Below are 18,101 nucleotides of genomic sequence, written 5' to 3' on the forward strand. Positions count from 1 at the left end.
TCTCTCCACACATCCCCTCCCCTCCTTGCCTTGATTCCGGCGTACCGCGGGCTGCGGTGCGTGGTGCGCCGCGCACCCGGAGAGACTGTTGCCTTCCTCACCTACCGGCGAATACGAGCGGTGATGCGTTCGCCGGTGGAGGAACTGATGGACGGAACCAGTACGTTGGAGTTGTACGCCCCACCCGCACAGGAAGGTCCTCCGATGAGCGACGAACCGGACAACCCGGACAACCCGTTCAAGGGAACGCCGTTCGAGGCCATGTTCCAGCAGTTCTCCGGTGCGGCCGGCGCGGGCGGCGCCCCGGACCTGAACGCGATCTTCGCCCAGGTCCAGCAGTTGCTGAGCGGTTCGACCGACGGCAAGCCGGTGAACTGGGACCTGGCCAAGGACATCGCCCGCAAGACCGTCGCCACCGCCGGGGACCGGTCGATGACGACTGCCGACGGCGACCGCGTCGCGGACGCGGTCCGGCTCGCCGAGCACTGGCTGGACGAGGCGACCACGCTGCCCGAGGTGTCTGCCACCTCTGCGGCCTGGAGCCGCGCCGAGTGGGTCGAGAACACGCTGCCGGTCTGGCAGACGGTCGTCGACCCGGTCGCCGAGCACGTCGCGGGTGCGATGGGCAATGCGCTGCCCGCCGAGGCGCAGCAGTTCGCAGGCCCGATGGCCGGGATGCTGCGGCAGCTGGGCGGTTCTGTCTTCGGAGCCCAGGTCGGCCAGGGGCTAGGGGAGCTCGCCAGCGAGGTCGTGAGCTCGTCCGACATCGGGCTGCCGCTCGGCCCGACCGGCCAGGCGATCCTGCTGCCCGACAACGTCGCGAAGTTCGCCGAGGGGCTCGGGCTGACCGACGAGGACGTCCGGCTGTATCTTGCGCTGCGCGAGGTAGCGCACCAGCGCCTGTACGCCGGGGTCCCGTGGCTGCGGCAGCACCTGCTGGCCGCGGTCGCCGACTACGCGGCCGGTATCGAGGTCGACACCGGCAAGATCGAGCGCGCGATGGCCGACATCGACCCGCAGAACCCGGAAGCCATGCAGGAGGCGCTCGCGGGCGGCCTGTTCGAGCCCGAGGATTCCGAGCAGCAGAAGGCCGCGCTCGTCCGGCTCGAGACCACACTCGCGCTGGTCGAGGGCTGGGTGGACGACGTCGTACGCGAGGCCACCAAGGATCGGATGCCTTCGGCGATCCAGCTGTCCGAGACGGTACGGCGTCGTCGGGCGGCGGGCGGTCCGGCCGAGCAGACGTTCGCGACTCTGGTAGGTCTTCAGCTCCGACCGCGCCGGCTGCGCGACGCCGCCAACCTGTGGGCCGCCGTTCGTGACGCTCGCGGAGTCGATGGCCGCGACAACCTGTGGTCCCACCCTGACCTGATGCCGAGCACTGCTGACCTCGATGACCCGATCGGGTTCGCGCAGCACGCGGGCGAGCTCTCCAACATCGACATCTCCGACTTCCTGACCGAGGAAGACCAGCCGACCGACTCCACCTCAGACGACGGCGACGGCGACGGCGACGGCCCCAGCAAGTAGTCGTTCCGGGGTCGCGGGGAGACTTGCGGGGTGCTGCATCGGAATGCGGTTGAGGTCTTAGAGGGCTGGAGTGCGCCCGACGCGGAGCAGGAGGAGCTGCGGGCGCACTACCTGCGGCATCTCGCCGCGCATCCGGATGGGATGTGGCGGAGCTGTCGGCCTGAGCATGTGACGGCTAGTGCGCTAGTGGTTGATGCGGCGGGGCAGAACACGCTGCTGACATTGCACAAGACCGTTGGGCGGTGGCTTCAGCTCGGCGGGCATTGCGAGCCCGGCGACACGACGTTGCCGGGTGCGGCGCTGCGCGAGGCGACGGAGGAGTCGGGCTTGTCGGGTCTGACCATCGGTCGGGAGCCGCTGCAGCTTTCGCGGCATCTGCTTCTTGGTGGAGGATGCGCGGGGGCGTACCACCTCGACGTGCAGTTCCTGGTGACCGCGACGGCCGGCACGGAGTACGTCGTAAGCGAGGAATCGCATGATCTCGCGTGGTTCCCGCTCGACGGGCTCCCCGCAGACACGGATCATTCCGTCCAGGAGCTCGCGGCCCGCGCCCGGCGCCAGCTCTCGCGCGCCTGACGGACCGCAGCACCTGCGATCACCTCAGCAGAACCTGTGGGCCGACCCAAGCGGCCGGCCCACCTCCCCACAGCAGGGCACCAACGTCCCCCAGCCCAGCTATCCCTCCCACCAACCCCGCGATCCCCGCCGCTACACCAGTCCCCGTTCCGCGTCCGGTACTGCAATCGCCCATTGGTAGTTGGTACTGCGATCCCCCGTTGCTACCACGATCCCCGTTGACACTGCGATCCCCGTTGACACTGCGATCCCCGTTGACACTGCGATCCCCGTTGGCACTGCCGCCCCGTCCGCAATCCCCCGTTCACAATGCCCCCGTTACATGCGGTCCCCGTGCCCCACGTGTGCTGCGTCCACCTGTGCTGCGATCCCCGTTCGTACTGCGATCCCCGTTCGTACTGCGATCCCCGTTCGCAATGCCCCCCGTTGCATGCGGTCCCCGTGCCCCACGTGTGCTGCGTCCACCTGTGCTGCGATCCCCGTTGGTACTGCGATCCCCCGTTGGTACTGCGATCCCCCGTTGGTATTGCGCCCCGTTCGCAATGCCCCGTTGTACTGCGATCCCCGTTCGTGCGCCCGTACTGCGTTCACCTGTGCCGCGATCCCTCGTGATCCCCCAGGTCCCCGTGCACCCGCAGGTACAGATGGTCCCCTGCGATCCCCGTCCCCAACGTGTGCTGCGTCCAACTGTGCTGCGGCCCGCCGTGATCCCCCCGGGACCCGTGAGTCCCGCGCAGGTACAGCTGTTCCCCGCGATCCCCTGGCCCCGGTGGTTCAGCTGCATCCCCGCGCCCCCCGGACCCGCGAGTCCCCGCAGGTACAGCTGTTTCCCCTATCCCCGTGATCTGTCGTGCTGTGTTCATCCCCCGTGCGGTCCCCGTTGTACTGCGATCCCCGTTCCCCCGCGCGTGCTGCGTCCAGCTGTGCTGCGATTCCCCGTGATCCCCAGGACCCGCGAGTCCCCGCAGCTACAGCTCTCCCCCGCGATCCCCTGGCCCCGGTGGTTCAGCTGTAGCCCCGCGCCCCCCGGACCCGCGGGTCCCCGCAGGTACAGCTGTTTCCTTTGTCCCCGGTGATCTGTCGTGCTGTGTTCGTCCCCCGTGCGGTCCCCGTTGTACTGCGATCCCCGTTCCGCCGCGTGTGCTGCGTCCACCTGTGCCGCGATCCCCCGTGATCCCCGTGCTGCGCAGGGACAGCTGTCCCCGTGATCCCCCGGGCCCTGGTGGACACAGCTGTGCCCCGTGTCCGCCCGGACCATGAGTCCCCCGCTGGTACAGCTGTTCTTCGTGATCCCGGACCCGGAGGGTACAGCTGTACCCGTGTTCGCCTGGACCCGTGAGTCCCCCGCTGGTACGGCTGTTCCCCGTGATCCCTCCGGGCCCCGGTGGGCACAGCTGTTTCCCCGGTTCCCCCCGACTTCGCGATCCTCACTGGTACAGCTGTTTCCCCGTGTCCCCCCGTGACCTGTCGTGCTGTGTTCATCCCCCGTGCGGTCCCCGTCGTACTGCTTCGCCCATTGCCGAGGCTGGCCGCATCCCCCTGGGTGCGGCCGGCAGTGGGCTGATGTCGGGTGCCGCCCCTGAACGGCATCGGCTATCAGCTGGACTTCCCCCGAAGTCCCCCGCCGCATGATGAAACGAGCCGCCGGCGAGAAGGTGACGGGTCAGACGTGAAGAAGTTTCGAAAGCCTCACGACTTCGGCTCGATCAGCCCGCGCTGGAGTGCCGTCATGATCGCCTGAGCCCGGTTCGACACCTCGAGCTTCTCGTACAGCCGCTCGACATATGTCTTCGCCGTCGACACGCTCACCGACAGCGCCACCGCGATCGCCCGGACCGACAAGCCCTGCCCGAGCAACTCGAGCACCTGCGCCTCACGCGGACTCAGCAGCGCCTGGGCGGAGGGCTGGTCGCGGCGAGCCATTGCGGGCCCGAGCCCGGTCGCCGTGAAGGAGGTCGGCGCGACCGCGGCGTGCCGGATCGCCGCCAGGATCTCGTCCGTCGGCGCAGTCCTCGCGACGAACGCGGACACGCCAGATTCGAGCGCCTCGAACAGCACGCTGTCCTGGCCCTCCGGCGCCAGCAGGACGATGCCGAGCTCGGCATACCGGTTGCGGAGTTCGCGAGCGATCCGCAGACCGTCCTGGTCGGGCGGAGCCACATCGAGTACGACGACGTTCGCGCGGGTCGACAGCACCATGCCGACCGCGTCGGCGCGCTGGCCGGTATCGCCGACGATCTCCAGATCCGGTTCTTGGTCCACCAAACCGGTCAGGCCGTAGCGGACCAAGGTGTGGTCGTCGATCACGACGACCCTCACGAAATCATGCATGGCTCCCCCCGCGGACCAAACTACGCAGCGTGACGCAGTTGCGATAGAGATTGTCGCCTCTGCCGCCTGAAGATCTGGTCGCACCAGACACAACCCCATCAGCCCGGCCGCCACCATCCGAGGACCGTGACCGCGCGCCGACCCGCGACGGGCGCGGACGGATCGGCGTCGACCAGGCCGATCCTCGCCTGCAGCGCGGGCCGGCCGCCGGCCGGGCAGATCAGACCGCCGGGGCAGATGTACGCCGTGAGTTGCACCCCGAAGGTGAAGGCGGGCGAATCATCGGGCAGGTCGATCACCACACCGGAGAGCGTGCCGACTGCAGTGAGGCGCAACGCGCGAACCACCGCACCAGCTCCCACTGCCGGCGTCCCTGGCCCCACGCTGAGATCGAGGACCGCAGCCGGTGCGTATGCCGTGCCCAAAACCGACAACCGACCTGAGACCATCGCGCAAGCGCTTGTATTACTGGGATATGGCCCCTCGACCACACATCCGTCCGCAGCGCGCAGAGCAGGTGGCGTGTAGCTGAGCTCCAGCCGCACCGCATCGAGGTCCTCGGTGTCGCCTTTGACCGGCAGCCCCGCGGTGAGGGCCAGACTCGCTCCAGTGAAGGTCCCCGCATAGACGGCCTGCGCCAGCGATCCCGTGCGGCTCGCGTCGAGCGGCACGGTCTCGGTCCGGTACGACGTTCCGCCCGCGGCGCCGGTCACCGACGCGGTCAACGGCGTACCTGATCCGACGTCGAGCGACACGTCCAGCTTGTCCGTCGACGCGACGTCGCTGTGTCGATGGGTGATCGTCAACGCGGCGGACCGCAGCACCGAGCCGGGCGGGATCGGAGTAGACGGAGCGAAGCCGTTGATCGTGACCGCAGCGGTGTCGTTGGCCACCGAGCTCTTCCAGGTGGCCGCGACGCCGTCGACCGTGGACAGGCGGGACGGTGTCGCGGTCAGCCCGAACTTGCTCACCAGCGAGACCGCGGTCGGCTTCAACGCGCTCGCCCCGGTCGAGTCGACCGAAGACTCGGCCCCGCTGGTGAGTCCTCGGAGGGCGATCGGTGGCTCCGTGGGGGAATAACTGCCGCAGAGCACCGCCTTGCCCGATTTCACGTCGAGACGGCTGTCGCCACCGAAGATGAACTGCACCCCGGCGGTCGCACCGTCGAGCGGACTCGCACACGAGTTGCCCGACAGCGTGCCGCCGACCAGGTTGCCACCGTCGACCGTCCAGACGTTGGCGCCGCTGTCGAGCAAGGGGTTCGACTCGTTGTGGAAGTCGAAGTAGTAGATGCCCGGCTTGAACCACCAGGTGCTCCCGCGGCATGGGCTGTCGCTCTTCATCATGGCGCTCAGCCCGACCGCGTCGTCGTAGTAGCCGGGCAGAAACGCGACAACCGAGCCGGGCGTCGTACACGCCGGCAAGGCTCGCAACGGAGGCACGCCGCTCAGTGGCGACGGGTACGCCGGATCGTCGCCACCGGGGAGCGAGGACAGGTTGCAGAGCGGATTCCCCAACAGGTCCCCGGAGCATCCACCCCGTGCGGACAGTGCGCCGGCGTTCAGCTTCCCGGCAGCCACGTCGACGGAAGAGTTGGACATGACCTTGCCGTGGATCTGCAGGGTGGAGCCGGCCGGCTGTTCGACCGCTAGACCGTCCTCGCCGGGTATCTGTCCGAGCGTAAGCAGTGCGTTGTCCGGCCGATTGCACTCGCTCGCGACCTGGCAGTGCACCACTACCTGCTTCGGGTCTGGCTTGCACGTCACCGTGGCGGAGTCGAGTCCGTTGAAGAGGATGAGCGACAGGGTGTCGGACAGCCCGAAGCATCGCTGCCCGGATTCCCCGTTGTACCTGCTGTTGCGCAGGTTGTTGATCGCGGCCTCCATGGCACCATCGGCCGCGTACGACGCCTCGGTCTGATCCCGGAGACTCGCAGACACCCGTTCCGCGGAGTCGGTCCGGGACAGCAACGCCGAGAGCGCCAGTCCGATCACCGTGATCACCACAAGGACCAGCAGCAACGAGGACCCACGTTCGTCCCGGCGCCTCACGACTGTCTCCGCAGACCGCTCAGAGCGACCGCGTAGTCGCCGGTGGACGGCCTGGACATCACCAGTCGCAAGGTGATGCCCTCTGGAAGCTCAGCAGAGTCACACGCACTCGAGCAGGTGACCGCCAGGCTGCCCGGCTTCACGTTCGACGCAAGCCGTAGATCGGAAGACGGAGTAGTACTCGGACCCAGGCAGCGCGCCCGGTGCAGCTCTCCGGCCTCATTCACGTAGTACGCGACGACCGCCGTACGCCGGACCGCCGGCGTGACAGAGGTGTCCCAGTAATCCGACAGCAGCCGAACTGCGGCGTCCGGCAAGGGACCGCAAACCACGCCCGCGGCCGAGTCGGCGGCGTCGAGCTGCACTGATGGTTCGAACGGCAGCGATCCGTCCACAGCGACCGCTCCGTAGTCGCGCAGGCCCACCGCGGCGACGTCGCGGGCGAAGTACGTCGCGCCGAGCTGGGCATCTTGCACCATGTCCAGCCGATCCGACGTCGCACTCATCTCGCGCAGCGCGTTGACCACGAGATCAGCCAGGCCGACCGTGACGACTCCCATCAGCGTCATGGTGATCAGCAGCTCGATCAGCGTGAAGCCTTGCTCGGTACGTCTCACCCGCACGGCGGATCCCCGAGTCGGCAGGGCTTCCGCAGTACGACGTCCAGCGTCTCGGCCGCACGCCCGTCTGTACTCGCCACTGACACCCGCAGTCGCTGTAGGCCGCGATCCGGCAGGCAGAGCGGCAACCACAGCACACCGGTCCAGTACTGCACCGACCCGCTCACCACGCGAGCCGTGAACCCGGTCGGCGGAGTGAAGCCCGGCACGACGTACGACGAGGCGCAAGGGACGTAGTGACCATCGGCGACGTACTGCTGCAACGCCTCGGCGTAGTTGCCTACCGTCGTCACCGCTGTCGCCTGTTTGCGCTGGGTGTCCGACATCAGCACTGTCGTCGTCAGACCTGCCATCACTGCGACGACCGCAACGCCCATCAGAGCGATCGCGACCACGAGTTCGAGCAGGCTCTCGCCACGTTCCCGCATCAGCCCTGCACCTGCCGGAAGATTCCGTACATCGCGGACACCAGCGCGATCGCCACGAAGCCGACCACACCACCCATGAGGACGATCACCGCTGGCTCGAACAGGCCGATCAGCTTCTTCAGCTTGTAGTCCAGCTCACCCTCGTAATACTGCGCAGTGACCTCGAGCTGGGCGTCCATCGTCCCGGTGTCCTCACCGACCCGGATCATCTGGGCCGCCGTGGCGGGGAACAGCTTGGTGGCCGCGAGCGGCCGGGCCAGCCCCTCGCCCTGCAGCATCGCCTCCATCACGCCCGCGAGCGACCGGCGATAGACGCGGTTCGGCAGCGAGCCGGTCGCGACGCGAAGCGCCTGGGGCAGCTGGACGCCGGCGCTGACCATGGACGAGAGGATCCGGCAGAAGCGTTCGACCAGCGCGAACTGGATGGTCGGCCCGATCACCGGCACTGCGAGGACCAGGCGGTCCCGCAGATACCGGCCGGGCGTCGTGCTCAGCACGTAGACGAGCAACAGCGTCAGCACGCCCAAGCCGATCATCAGCGCCCACCACCAGCCGGTGAGGAAGTTCGTGATCGCGAGCAGGATCCGGGTCGGCAAGGGCAGTCGGGCTCCGAGGCTGGCGAAGAAGGCCTGGAACCGCGGCAGCACGAAACCGGCGAGCACGACCAACGTCACCACCGACATCGCCGCGACGACCGCCGGATAGATCGTGGCCTGCTTGATCCGCCGGCGAGCCTCGAGATCGCGCTCCAGGTAGCGCGCGAGCTGGCCGAGCGCGGTGTCGAGCCGGCCGCTCAGCTCGGCGGACCGGAGGATGCCGCGGTAGAACTCCGGGAAGATCCGCGGATGCCGGTCGAAGCAGTCCGACAGCCGTTCGCCGTCGCGCAGGCCGTCCTCGACCTCGAGCATCATCCGGCGTACCGACGAGTTCTCCGCCTCGCGGCCCAGGCTGTGCACCGACTCCGTCAGCGGGAGCCCGGCCCCCACGAACGCGCCGAGCTGCCGGGTCAGGTGCATCACCTCTTCCCGCTTCACCCGTCGCGCGGTGATCTCCAGCTGCAGCAGGCCCGGCTTCTCGGACAGCCGGATGTTCCGCAACTCGCGCTCGTACAGCGCCAGCTCGGCCTCCTCGCGGCTCTCGGCCCGCGTCGTACCGCGCTTGGTACTCCCGTCGGGCTTGGCCGCGACGTATGCGTATCTCGTCATCGCATCCCCGTCGTATAGATCGACCGGACCACCTCGGCGACCGTGGTGACCCCTGTCTGCGCCAGCCGGGCGCCCTCCTCGTGCAGCGTGCGCATGCCCTCGTAGCAGGCGACCTTGCGGATCTCGGCCAGTGGTGCGCGATCGACGATCAGCTCGCGGATCGGATCGGTCACCGGCAACAGCTCGTACACGCCGGTCCGTTCCAGATAGCCGGTGTGCGCGCAGAAGTTGCACCCCGCGCCGCGGATCAAGCCGGCGACCGGCACCTCGGCGCCGGTACTGCGCAGGAACGCCAGCTCCGTGGCCGGTGGTTCGTAGTACTCGCGGCAGTTCTCGCAGACCTTGCGGATCAGCCGCTGTGAGATCACCGCGCTGACCGACGAGGCGACGAGGAAGTTCTCGATTCCCATGTCCAGCAGGCGATGCAGAGCCGTCGCGGTGTCGGTGGCGTGCACCGACGACAGCACCAGGTGCCCGGTCAGGGCGGACTGTACGGCGATGCGAGCGGTCTCCGCGTCCCGGATCTCTCCTACCAGGATGACGTCGGGGTCCTGCCGCAGGATCGACCGCAGCCCGGTGGCGAAGGTGATCCCGGCCGCCTCGTTGATCTGGATCTGGTTGATCGAGGCGTAGCTGTACTCGACCGGGTCCTCGATCGTCATGATGTTGCGCTCGGGGCTGTCGATCTCGCCGAGCGACCCGTAGAGCGTCGTGGTCTTGCCGCTGCCGGTCGGCCCGGCGCAGATGACCATCCCGTACGGCGTTCGCAGCAACGCGGCGTACCGTTCGGCCAGCTCGGGAGGCATCCCGAGTTGCTCGAGGCGGTACAGCGGCCGGCTCTTGTCGAGAAGCCGCAGGACGACCTTCTCGCCGCCGACGACGGCTGCGGTCGAGACCCGGATGTCGACATCTCGGCCTTCGACCTGCATCCGGATCTGGCCGTCCTGGGAGCGGCGCCGCTCGACGATGTTCAAGTCGGCCAGCACCTTGATCCGGCTGACCACCGCGGGCCCGATCGCGCCGGGCAGGTCGAGCTGGTCGCGCAGCGCCCCGTCCACCCGGAACCGCACCCGGACCCGGTCGTCGTGCGGCTCGATGTGGATGTCGGAGGCCCGGTCGCGCAGGCCCTGGGTGATGATCAGCTGGACCACCTGGACAACGGGCGCGTCCTCGTTCACCACCAGCTCGTCGGGCTCGAGCGCAGTACCGCGGGCCTGGAACAGCTTGAGCGGCTCATCGATCCCGGCCAGGGCACGGAAGCTGTTGTCGATCGCGCGGACGATGTCGGGAGCCGCCGCGAGAGCGAGCCGCACCGGGCGCCCGAGCGCCTCCTGGACCTGCAGACCCAGCGCCGGATCCGCGAGTACGACGAGCACCTCATCCTCGCGGATCGCCAGCGGTAGCGCGGTCAGTCGTCGGGCCGTCTGCTCGTCGATCAGGGCCGTCGCTCCTGCCTGCGGGGTGACGGTCCACAGGTCCACCAGCGGAATGCCGTGCCGCTCGCCCACCTGTGCTGCCCGTCGTCGTTCGGCCGGAAGATCGACGGACACCGGCTGTTTTCCCTCTCCACGGTGCCTCATGCCTGCACCGCCCCGGAGCGAATCCTCGGCCGGAGTTCGATCTCGTTCGGGTGCGAGCTGCGGGAGTAGGCATCCTCCGGCCGGATCTGGCCGGCGACGATCAGTTCCGAGAGGGACTGCTCGAGCGTGATCATGCCTTCGCGCCGACCGGTGACCAGCGCGTTGCGCAACTGATGCGTCTTGCCCTCCTTGATCAGGTTGCGGATCCCGGCGTTCGCGACCATCACCTCGAACGCCGCCACGAGTCCGCCGCCGACCCGCGGGATCAGTCGCTGATGTACGACGCCACTGAGCGCCGCGGCGAGCTGGACCCGTACCTGCGACTGCTGCTCGGGCGGGAACACGTCGATGATCCGGGCCAGCGACTGGGCCGTGTCGTTCGTGTGCAGCGTCGCGAAGACCAGATGACCGGTCTCGGCGATCGTCAGGGCGAACCGGATCGACTCCAGGTCTCTCATCTCACCGACCAGCAGTACGTCGGGGTCCTCGCGCAGCGCGGCCCGCAGGGCATCGGGGAACGACGCCGTGTCGCTGCCGACCTCGCGCTGGTTCACCGCCGAACGGCGATGTTCGTGCACGTACTCGATCGGGTCCTCGATCGTGATGATGTGGCAGGCCCGATCGGTGTTGATCTGGTGGATGACCGAGGCCAGGGTGGTCGACTTGCCGGATCCGGTCGGCCCGGTGACCAGGACCAGGCCCTGGTGCAGCCGGGCGAACGTTTCGACCACCGGCGGCAACCCCAGCTCCGACATGGTCGGAATGCTGCGCGGGATGACGCGAAGTGCGAGCGCGGTGTCGCCGCGCTGGGTGAAGGCGTTCGCGCGGATCCGGGCGTTGTCCCGCCAGGAGAACGAGAAGTCGTGCTCGTACGTCGTCTGCCAGACGTTCGAGCGGTGTGGGTTGAGGATCTCCGCGAGCATCGCGTCGGTGTCCCGCCGGGTCAGCGGGGTCTTGTCCGCCGCCGGTCGCAGGACACCGTGGACACGCAACTGCGGCGCCATCCCGACGGTGAGGAGCAGGTCGGTGCCGCCGGCGTTCCAGAGTTCTTCGAGCAACAGATCCACCCGGCTGCCAGGCACGGGAATTCTCATGACGTCCCTTCGGCATGATCGTCGGACCGGAAACGACGCACCGTGGACGGACCGGGCCTCCTCTGACCGGTCCGTCCCTGCGGGGCGACCTCAGGTGCAGGCGCCGGACGCGGTGACCAGGCCGTTCACGCCGAGGGTGATGGTGTAGCCGTCGCCGGCCGGGCGACTGCGCAGCAGCTGGTTGGTTCCGACGGTGAGCTCCAGCCAGCCGGGATCACCGGCGGGCGGGTAGGTGCCGTTCTTCGCGTAGTACGCCTCGACGGCGACCTCCACGCTCTTCTTGTCGGTCTTGCAGGCGGCCGCGTTGCCGCGGTCCTGGATACCGGAGACCGCGAAGACGACGACCCCGGACAGCACGCCCAGGATGACGATCACGACGAGCAGCTCGATCAGGGTGAAGCCGGACTGGTTTCTGCTGCGGGTCCGAGCCGTGCGGTTGCGGGCACGCCGGACTGTTCGGGCGGCAAGGGCCCGAAGCGGGTAATTCATGCTGCTTTCCTTTACAGATGCTCCGGCAAGCGACGGAGACGGGGTCTTCCAGGCGCGGCAGCCGCGAACGACGACCCGACTCGACCCCTGTAAATCCAGCCGGATCCGCCTCACACATCCCCCCGGATGATGCTTGCTGCCGCGTCAAAGACTCGCCTCTGCGAGCCTCGCGTCACAGCGGGTGAACGCCCGACGTCCCTGGCCACCCGACCGACAGCTGTCGGTCGTTCTACCGACAAGCCCTCAGGAATGGCGCAACAGCGACCTGGTCGCGTCCCAGCCCTCCAGACCGGGATCCAGCCGCGCAATGTCAGCAGCGGATCGCAGCCGATGCCAGCCAGGGCCGATCGCCACCGCGTGCCGGCGTGGCTTGCGCGCTTCCAGGACCGACAGTTCCGTGTCGAACGTTGGCGCGACCTCAGCGACCCAGTCCGCGACCGGCGTCTTGGTCCCGATCGCCGCGAGGGTGCCGTCCTCGGCCGGAGTGACAGCGATGTCGGCGGTGCTGAGGGCGCGGAACAGCTTGCCGATCAGCAGCCCGGGCAGATCCGGTACGTCGTGCGACACCGCAACGACCGCGGCCGCCGGCCCGGCGAGCTCCACTGCGTTCAGGACTGGGCGATCGGGATCCACGGCGTACGTCGGAGTGCCCGGCCACGTCAGCGCACTGACCTCGGCTACCGACTCCTCGTCGCCGCCTGCGACCGCGACCGCCACCTCGACGCGATCCAGGCCTGCGAGTACCTCGTAGGTGTCCTCGGCCAAGGCCAACCGCCACGCTTCAGGATCCCGGCCGGGCGGCGCCCAGGTGCCTGCGGCCGGTACGACGACAACGACAACCCGCCGGTCCCCGGTCACGCTGGGGTGCTCACGTTGTCGTAGCAGGTGCGGGCCTCGTGCACCTCGGGCATGTGGGTTTCGGCCCAGGTTTTGATGGCGGCGATGAGAGGCATCAGAGTGCCGCCCAGGGGCGTGAGTTCGTAGTCGACGCGGACTGGGACGGACGGCGTGACGGAGCGGGTGAGTAGGCCGTCGCGTTCGAGGGAGCGCAGCGTTTGGGTCAGCATCTTCTGGCTGACGCCGGCGATGCGGCGGGACAGGTCGGAGTACCGCTGGGGGCCGTCTGCGAGGGCGGTGAGGATGAGTGTCACCCATTTGTCGCTGATGCGGTCGAGGAGTTGCCGGGCCGGGCAGGTCGCGAGGAATGCGTCGTACTCGCGGGCTGCCTCTTCGCGGAGCTCGGCTGCGGTGCGGGTGGGCATGGCTCTCCTCGTCGTACGGTAGGCACCCTGAAGTGCGTACTTCCCGATAGAGAGTAACTCTCCCACAGTGGGTCCGAACCCACACGCAAGGAGAGAAACGATATGCGCGCACTAGTCGCCCGCCGCCTCGACGGGCCGGACGCGATCGAGCTGATCGAGACCGCCTTACCCGAGCCCGCCGCGGGCCAGGTCCGCATCAAGGTCGCAGCGGCCGCGGTCAACCCGGTGGACGTGGCCATCAGCACGGGAGCCCTCGTGGAGTTCGGGCTCACGGCGGCTCGCGAGCAGTTCGGTCTCGGCTGGGACGTCGCCGGCACCGTGGATGCCGTCGGCCCGAACACGTCAGCACCAGCGCAGACCGTGGTCGGAGTGGCTGACCTGCTAGGTCGGGCTCTCAAGACGCACGCCGAGTACGTCGTACTCGACGCGGACGCCGTGGTGCGAGCACCGGAAGGTGTCGACCTGGCCAGTGCCTCAACGTTCGGCCTGAACGGTTTGACCGCTCTGCAGGCCGTCAACGCGCTGGAGGGACAGACGGTGCTCGTCACCGGAGCCGCAGGAGGCGTCGGCGGGTACGCCGTTGAGCTGGCCAAGCACCGTGGTCTGACAGTGATCGCCAGCGCCCGAGCACACGACGAACAACTGGTAGCAGACCTAGGCGCGGACCATTTCGTCAACCGTGACGACGACCTCGCTGCAGCGGTACGACGAATCGTGCCGGCCGGCGTTGACGGCGTGATCGACGCTGCCGTGGTCGGAATCGCAGCACAAGAGGCAGTGCGCAACGGCGGCCGCCACGTACACCTGCAAGGAGGCCCACGCCCGCCTCACCTCCGCGGCATCACCGTGGAACAACACTTCATCCACACCAACCAGCAGGACCTGAACGAGCTGGTCCGCCTGGTCGAGGCCGGTGTCCTCTCGGCACGGCTTGCCGACACCTATCGCCTCGACGAGGCCGCGATCGCCTACAAGCGCGTCGCTGCAGGCGGCGTACGAGGCCGAGTGGTCCTACTGCCCTAGACCAAGAGCGGAGTGGAGACGGAGTGCTACCTGGACGTCTAGTGACCGGTCGGCAGACAGCCAGCCGTCGCCGAGTAGGGCGGTGACGCGGTCCAGTCGTTGCTGGACGGTGTTGGGGTGGATGTGCAGAGCGGTCGCGGCGCGGGTCGGGCTCTGGCCGGCGGCGAAGTAGGCCTGGAGGGTGCCGATCAGGTCGGTGCCGCGCTGCGTGTCGTAGTCGATGACCTTGCCGAGAACGTGGTGCACATGGCCGCGAACGTCTACATCGGATGCACCGACCAATCCAGCAACGCCGAGATCGTCAGGTGTGGCGGACTCGCCATGGCGCCCTAGGCGGAGCATGGTGCCGACCACCCGGGCGGCCTGGCGGTGGGCTTCGATCAGGGGCTCACCCCAGGAAGCAGGACCGGTCACAGCGATCGTGACGCCGCCACGCTTCGCCACCTCAGCCAGCTCACGGGCCGCGCTACCAGGCGTCGTACGGGCCAACAGCAGCACCAGGTCCCCGCCGTACGGTCCGGACAGCACGAGTCTGTCCTCCAGCGGTGCGGAGAGTCGTGCGCGTACGGCGGTGTGGTCGCCGCGGCAGACTGCTATGACGAGGCGGTCGTGGCGATGGTTCGGTGCGAGCAGCCGGAGTCGATCGGTCAACGTGCGTGGATCGGCGCTCCCACTCAGGACGTCGGCCAGCAGATCGGCTTGTGCGCGTTGGGATTGCTCAGCGGACTGCCGTCGGAAGAGCAGAACCAGTGCGGTGACAACAGCAGCACGTTCGACGATGCGACGGTCTGCACCGGACAGGTCGTCAGCGCCTCCGATCACGAGCGCACCGAGCCGTTCACCCTTGGCAGTCGCCGCGACGACCCAGCAATCACCGATGCGAGTCAAACGACCGGACTCGGACTCCTGCCAGGGCACTGCTTCAGGGACTGCTCCGGCGACCGCAAGTTCGTTGCCAGCGGCATCGACCAGCACGACCCACACGCCGAGCAGCTCGGCCAGTGCGGCGGCGATGGCGTCCACATCGCCGCCGGACAACACGATGTCGGCGAAGCGGTCATGCGCGGCTGCTGCGTGTTCGACACCGGCATGCGCGGCGGACAGTTGGTCCAGCGCAGCAGCTGTCTCGGCGGCCGCGCGTACTTGGACGATCGTTACCGCCGCCAGCGTGGCGAGTGAACCGAGCAGCGACACCTCATCGCGACTGAAAGGCCGTGCTGTCCGGTTTGACGCGAACAGCACGCCGACGAACGCTCCGTCGACGATCAGCGGCGTACCGCAGATCGCCACGAGCCCCTCCTCGCCGACCGCATCGTCGATCGGCATGGTGTGGCGGAAGCGTCGGTCGGACGGGTAGTCCGCGGTCCAGTACGGCTTGTACGTCTCCGCTACCAGTCCGCCGAGTCCAGCACCCAGAGGCAATCGCAGTTGCTGAAACGCAGCCGACACGGAGCCGTCAGTGGCACGCATGTACGTGTCGCCACGCGTCTCGTCGTACAGCGTCAGGTATGCGACGTCCGTCCCGATCAGAGTGCGGGCGCGGTGGACGATCGTGTCGAGTACGCCGCCTGGATCGCGCGCGGACGCCAATTCGCGCGCTACGTCGACCAGTGCGGACAGCTCGGCCTCACGCTTCTTGCTGGCGTCCATGCCGGCCCGGATGCGCAGGGCGAGGTCGCGCGCCACCGCGTCCTCGCCCGCCGCCCGGGCCAGCTCGCTCCCGGGCGCATCCTCGGCCAGCAGCCGCAGAAGCTCCTCCATGGTTCTACAGAGTAGTGAGATCCCGGCGGTGCGTTTCGGAGTACGACGTCACTGCGACCACCGAGATCACTGCACACGCTGCGACGTACACGGCGATCGCATAGCCCGAGTCGTACGCCTTGAGCAGCGCCACCGCGATGAACGGCGCCAGACCGCCCGCGATGATCGACGCGAGCTGGTAGCCGACCGAGACTCCGGAGTACCGCACACGTGTCCCGAACAGCTCGGTGAAGAACGAGGCCTGCGGTCCGTACATAGCACCGTGCAGGATCAGACCGACTGTCACGGCCAGCGTGGCCAACGCGAAGTTGCGGGTGTCGATCAGTGCGATGAAGACGAACACCCAGACACCCACGCCGACAGCACCGATCAGATAGACCGGCCGGCGACCGATGCGGTCCGACAGAGCGCCCCACGCCGGGATCGCGAAGAAGTGGATGGCAGCACCGATCAGTACTGCGTTGAGAGCGAACGACTTGCCCATCCCGAGCTGTTCCTTCGCGTAGGTCGCGATGACGATCGTGAAGATGTAGTAGCTGACGTTCTCCGCCATCCGCGCCCCCATCGCCGTCAGCACCTCGCGTGGGTACCTCGTGAGCACCTCGAGCAACGGCAGCTTGTCCGCAGGCTCCTGCTTGGCGCGGGCCTCCTGGAACACCGGCGACTCCTCGATCCGCAGCCGTACCCACAGACCGACCAGCACGAGCACTGCGGACAGCAGGAACGGAATGCGCCAGCCCCAGGCATTGAAGTCAGCATCCGACTGGAACGCAGCCAGCCCCGCCAGCACGCCGTTCGCGATCAACTGACCCGCCGGCGCACCGGCCTGCGGCCACGACGCCCAGAAACCGCGCCTGGCCGGATCGCCGTGCTCGGACACGATCAGTACGGCGCCACCCCACTCGCCGCCGAGCGCGAAGCCTTGGATGAGCCGCAGTACTGTCAGCAGGATCGGTGCGAGCGAGCCGACCTGTGCGTACGTCGGCAGCAGGCCGATGGCGAAGGTAGCGAACCCCATCATCAGCAGCGACAGCACAAGCAGCTGCTTGCGTCCCAGTCGGTCACCGAAGTGCCCGAACACCACGCCGCCGATCGGCCGCGCGAAGAAGCCGACCGCGAAGGTGGCGAAGCTCAGCAAGGTCCCGCTGAGCTCCTCGCCCTTCGGGAAGAACAGATCGCCGAACACCACCGATGCGGCGACGCCGTAGAGGAAGAAGTCGTACCACTCGACCGTCGTACCGACGAGACTCGCTCCCACCACCCGCACGATCGACGTACGGGTGCGGACCGGTTCTGTAGCTGTCATTGGGCGGGCTCCTGAGTTAGTGGGCGGTCCAGCCGCCGTCGAGTACGAACGAGCTCCCCGTGATGGAGGCGGATGCTGGGCCACACAGCATGGCCACGAGCTCCGCCACTTCGGCCGGTTCGATCAGCCGCTTCACCGCGACCGGTTCGAGCAGGACCTTGTCCAGCACCTCTGCCTCGGACAGGCCGTGCGTCGCGGCCTGGTCCGCCAGCTGCGCGGTGACCAGCGGCGTACGGACGTAGGCCGGGTTGACGCAGTTGCTGGTCACTCCGTGCGCCGCGCCTTCCAGTGCGACGACCTTGCTGAGGCCCTCCAGCCCGTGCTTGGCCGCGACGTACGCCGCCTTGAACGGACTGGCCCGGAGACCGTGGACCGAGCTGATGTTCACCACGCGACCCCAGCCGGCGCCGTACATGTGCGGAAGCGTCTGCCGGATCAGCCGGAACGGCGCCTCGAGCATGAGCCGGATGATGTAGCTGAACCGCTCCGGCGGGAACTGCTCGACCGGTGCGACCTGCTGTACGCCGGCGTTGTTCACCAGGATGTCGACGTCGGCCGGCAGCTCCGACAACCGCTCCAGATCGGACAGGTCGGTCAGAATCGTCTCGACGCCGTCCAGCGCGTCCAGACCGGCCTGGTCGAAGTCCACGCCGATCACGTGGACGCCGTCCGCGGCGAGGCGTTGGGCGCAGGCGGCACCGATGCCTGACGCGGCGCCGGTGACGAGGGCTCGACGGGTCTCCATGGCCGATGACTGTAGAAATCCAGGCCATCGCGCACTATGGGATGGGGCCACACAACCCGCTGGCGTCGCATGGCTCGACACGCCACTTATCCACAACTGT

General features: G+C 68.1%; 16 protein-coding genes. 3 read left to right on the forward strand and 13 right to left on the reverse strand.

What is annotated here, in order from left to right:
* Nucleotides 1-204 precede the first annotated feature (204 nt).
* Together AB0J62_RS01235 and AB0J62_RS01240 are read left to right on the forward strand one after the other, a co-directional pair.
* A complete protein-coding gene (locus AB0J62_RS01235) occupies nucleotides 205-1,530 on the forward strand; it encodes a zinc-dependent metalloprotease (RefSeq protein WP_363862760.1) in 1,326 nt (441 codons plus the stop codon).
* Between the two features lie 30 nt (nucleotides 1,531-1,560).
* Nucleotides 1,561-2,106: an NUDIX domain-containing protein gene (locus AB0J62_RS01240; RefSeq protein ID WP_363862763.1), complete on the forward strand. Its 546-nt coding sequence runs from the start codon at nucleotides 1,561-1,563 to the stop codon at nucleotides 2,104-2,106.
* 1,689 nt (nucleotides 2,107-3,795) lie between these two features.
* Here the strand turns inward: AB0J62_RS01240 and AB0J62_RS01245 are convergent.
* From AB0J62_RS01245 to AB0J62_RS01290, 10 genes are all read right to left on the reverse strand, one after another.
* Nucleotides 3,796-4,437 (reverse strand): response regulator transcription factor, encoded by a 642-nt coding sequence (locus tag AB0J62_RS01245; protein ID WP_363862766.1) that lies wholly within the window; start codon nucleotides 4,435-4,437, stop codon nucleotides 3,796-3,798.
* Between the two features lie 98 nt (nucleotides 4,438-4,535).
* Nucleotides 4,536-6,488 (reverse strand): hypothetical protein, encoded by a 1,953-nt coding sequence (locus AB0J62_RS01250; protein WP_363862769.1) that lies wholly within the window; start codon nucleotides 6,486-6,488, stop codon nucleotides 4,536-4,538.
* Nucleotides 6,485-7,111: a prepilin-type N-terminal cleavage/methylation domain-containing protein gene (locus tag AB0J62_RS01255; protein ID WP_363862772.1), complete on the reverse strand. Its 627-nt coding sequence runs from the start codon at nucleotides 7,109-7,111 to the stop codon at nucleotides 6,485-6,487. The genes AB0J62_RS01250 and AB0J62_RS01255 overlap by 4 nt, the downstream gene beginning before the upstream one ends.
* A complete protein-coding gene (locus tag AB0J62_RS01260; protein ID WP_363862775.1) occupies nucleotides 7,102-7,536 on the reverse strand; it encodes a type II secretion system protein in 435 nt (144 codons plus the stop codon). Before AB0J62_RS01260 ends, AB0J62_RS01255 begins: the two co-directional genes overlap by 10 nt.
* On the reverse strand, nucleotides 7,536-8,741 hold the full coding sequence (locus tag AB0J62_RS01265; RefSeq protein ID WP_363862778.1) for a type II secretion system F family protein: 1,206 nt from the start codon (nucleotides 8,739-8,741) through the stop codon (nucleotides 7,536-7,538). The genes AB0J62_RS01260 and AB0J62_RS01265 overlap by 1 nt, the downstream gene beginning before the upstream one ends.
* Nucleotides 8,738-10,291, reverse strand: coding sequence for a GspE/PulE family protein (locus tag AB0J62_RS01270; protein ID WP_363862781.1), 1,554 nt, complete (start codon nucleotides 10,289-10,291; stop codon nucleotides 8,738-8,740). Before AB0J62_RS01270 ends, AB0J62_RS01265 begins: the two co-directional genes overlap by 4 nt.
* 26 nt (nucleotides 10,292-10,317) lie before the next feature.
* Nucleotides 10,318-11,415, reverse strand: coding sequence for a type IV pilus twitching motility protein PilT (locus AB0J62_RS01275; RefSeq protein WP_363862784.1), 1,098 nt, complete (start codon nucleotides 11,413-11,415; stop codon nucleotides 10,318-10,320).
* A 90-nt stretch (nucleotides 11,416-11,505) separates the two neighbouring features.
* A complete protein-coding gene (locus AB0J62_RS01280; protein WP_363862787.1) occupies nucleotides 11,506-11,904 on the reverse strand; it encodes a prepilin-type N-terminal cleavage/methylation domain-containing protein in 399 nt (132 codons plus the stop codon).
* A gap of 243 nt (nucleotides 11,905-12,147) precedes the next feature.
* Nucleotides 12,148-12,762: a DUF2064 domain-containing protein gene (locus AB0J62_RS01285; protein ID WP_363862790.1), complete on the reverse strand. Its 615-nt coding sequence runs from the start codon at nucleotides 12,760-12,762 to the stop codon at nucleotides 12,148-12,150.
* Nucleotides 12,759-13,166 (reverse strand): helix-turn-helix domain-containing protein, encoded by a 408-nt coding sequence (locus AB0J62_RS01290; RefSeq protein WP_363862793.1) that lies wholly within the window; start codon nucleotides 13,164-13,166, stop codon nucleotides 12,759-12,761. Before AB0J62_RS01290 ends, AB0J62_RS01285 begins: the two co-directional genes overlap by 4 nt.
* A 102-nt stretch (nucleotides 13,167-13,268) precedes the next feature.
* On the opposite strand from AB0J62_RS01290, the gene AB0J62_RS01295 reads away from it, so the two are divergent.
* Nucleotides 13,269-14,189 carry an NADP-dependent oxidoreductase gene (locus AB0J62_RS01295; RefSeq protein WP_363862796.1) on the forward strand — a complete coding sequence of 307 codons (921 nt, stop codon included), beginning with the start codon at nucleotides 13,269-13,271 and terminating at the stop codon, nucleotides 14,187-14,189.
* On the opposite strand, the gene AB0J62_RS01300 is transcribed toward AB0J62_RS01295, so the two are convergent.
* Genes AB0J62_RS01300 through AB0J62_RS01310 form a run of 3 tightly spaced genes read right to left on the reverse strand, consistent with a single transcriptional unit; the run spans nucleotide 14,178 to nucleotide 18,001 of the window.
* Entirely contained in the window at nucleotides 14,178-15,950 is a 1,773-nt protein-coding gene (locus AB0J62_RS01300) for a GAF domain-containing protein (protein ID WP_363862799.1), read from the reverse strand. The two genes, AB0J62_RS01295 and AB0J62_RS01300, sit on opposite strands and share 12 nt — an antisense overlap.
* Nucleotides 15,951-15,954: 4 nt before the next feature.
* Nucleotides 15,955-17,256, reverse strand: coding sequence for an MFS transporter (locus tag AB0J62_RS01305; protein WP_363862802.1), 1,302 nt, complete (start codon nucleotides 17,254-17,256; stop codon nucleotides 15,955-15,957).
* A 16-nt stretch (nucleotides 17,257-17,272) separates the two neighbouring features.
* On the reverse strand, nucleotides 17,273-18,001 hold the full coding sequence (locus AB0J62_RS01310; protein WP_363862805.1) for an SDR family NAD(P)-dependent oxidoreductase: 729 nt from the start codon (nucleotides 17,999-18,001) through the stop codon (nucleotides 17,273-17,275).
* Nucleotides 18,002-18,101: the final 100 nt, after the last annotated feature.

The organism is Kribbella sp. NPDC049584 (assembly GCF_040675555.1).
Lineage (GTDB): Bacteria > Actinomycetota > Actinomycetes > Propionibacteriales > Kribbellaceae > Kribbella.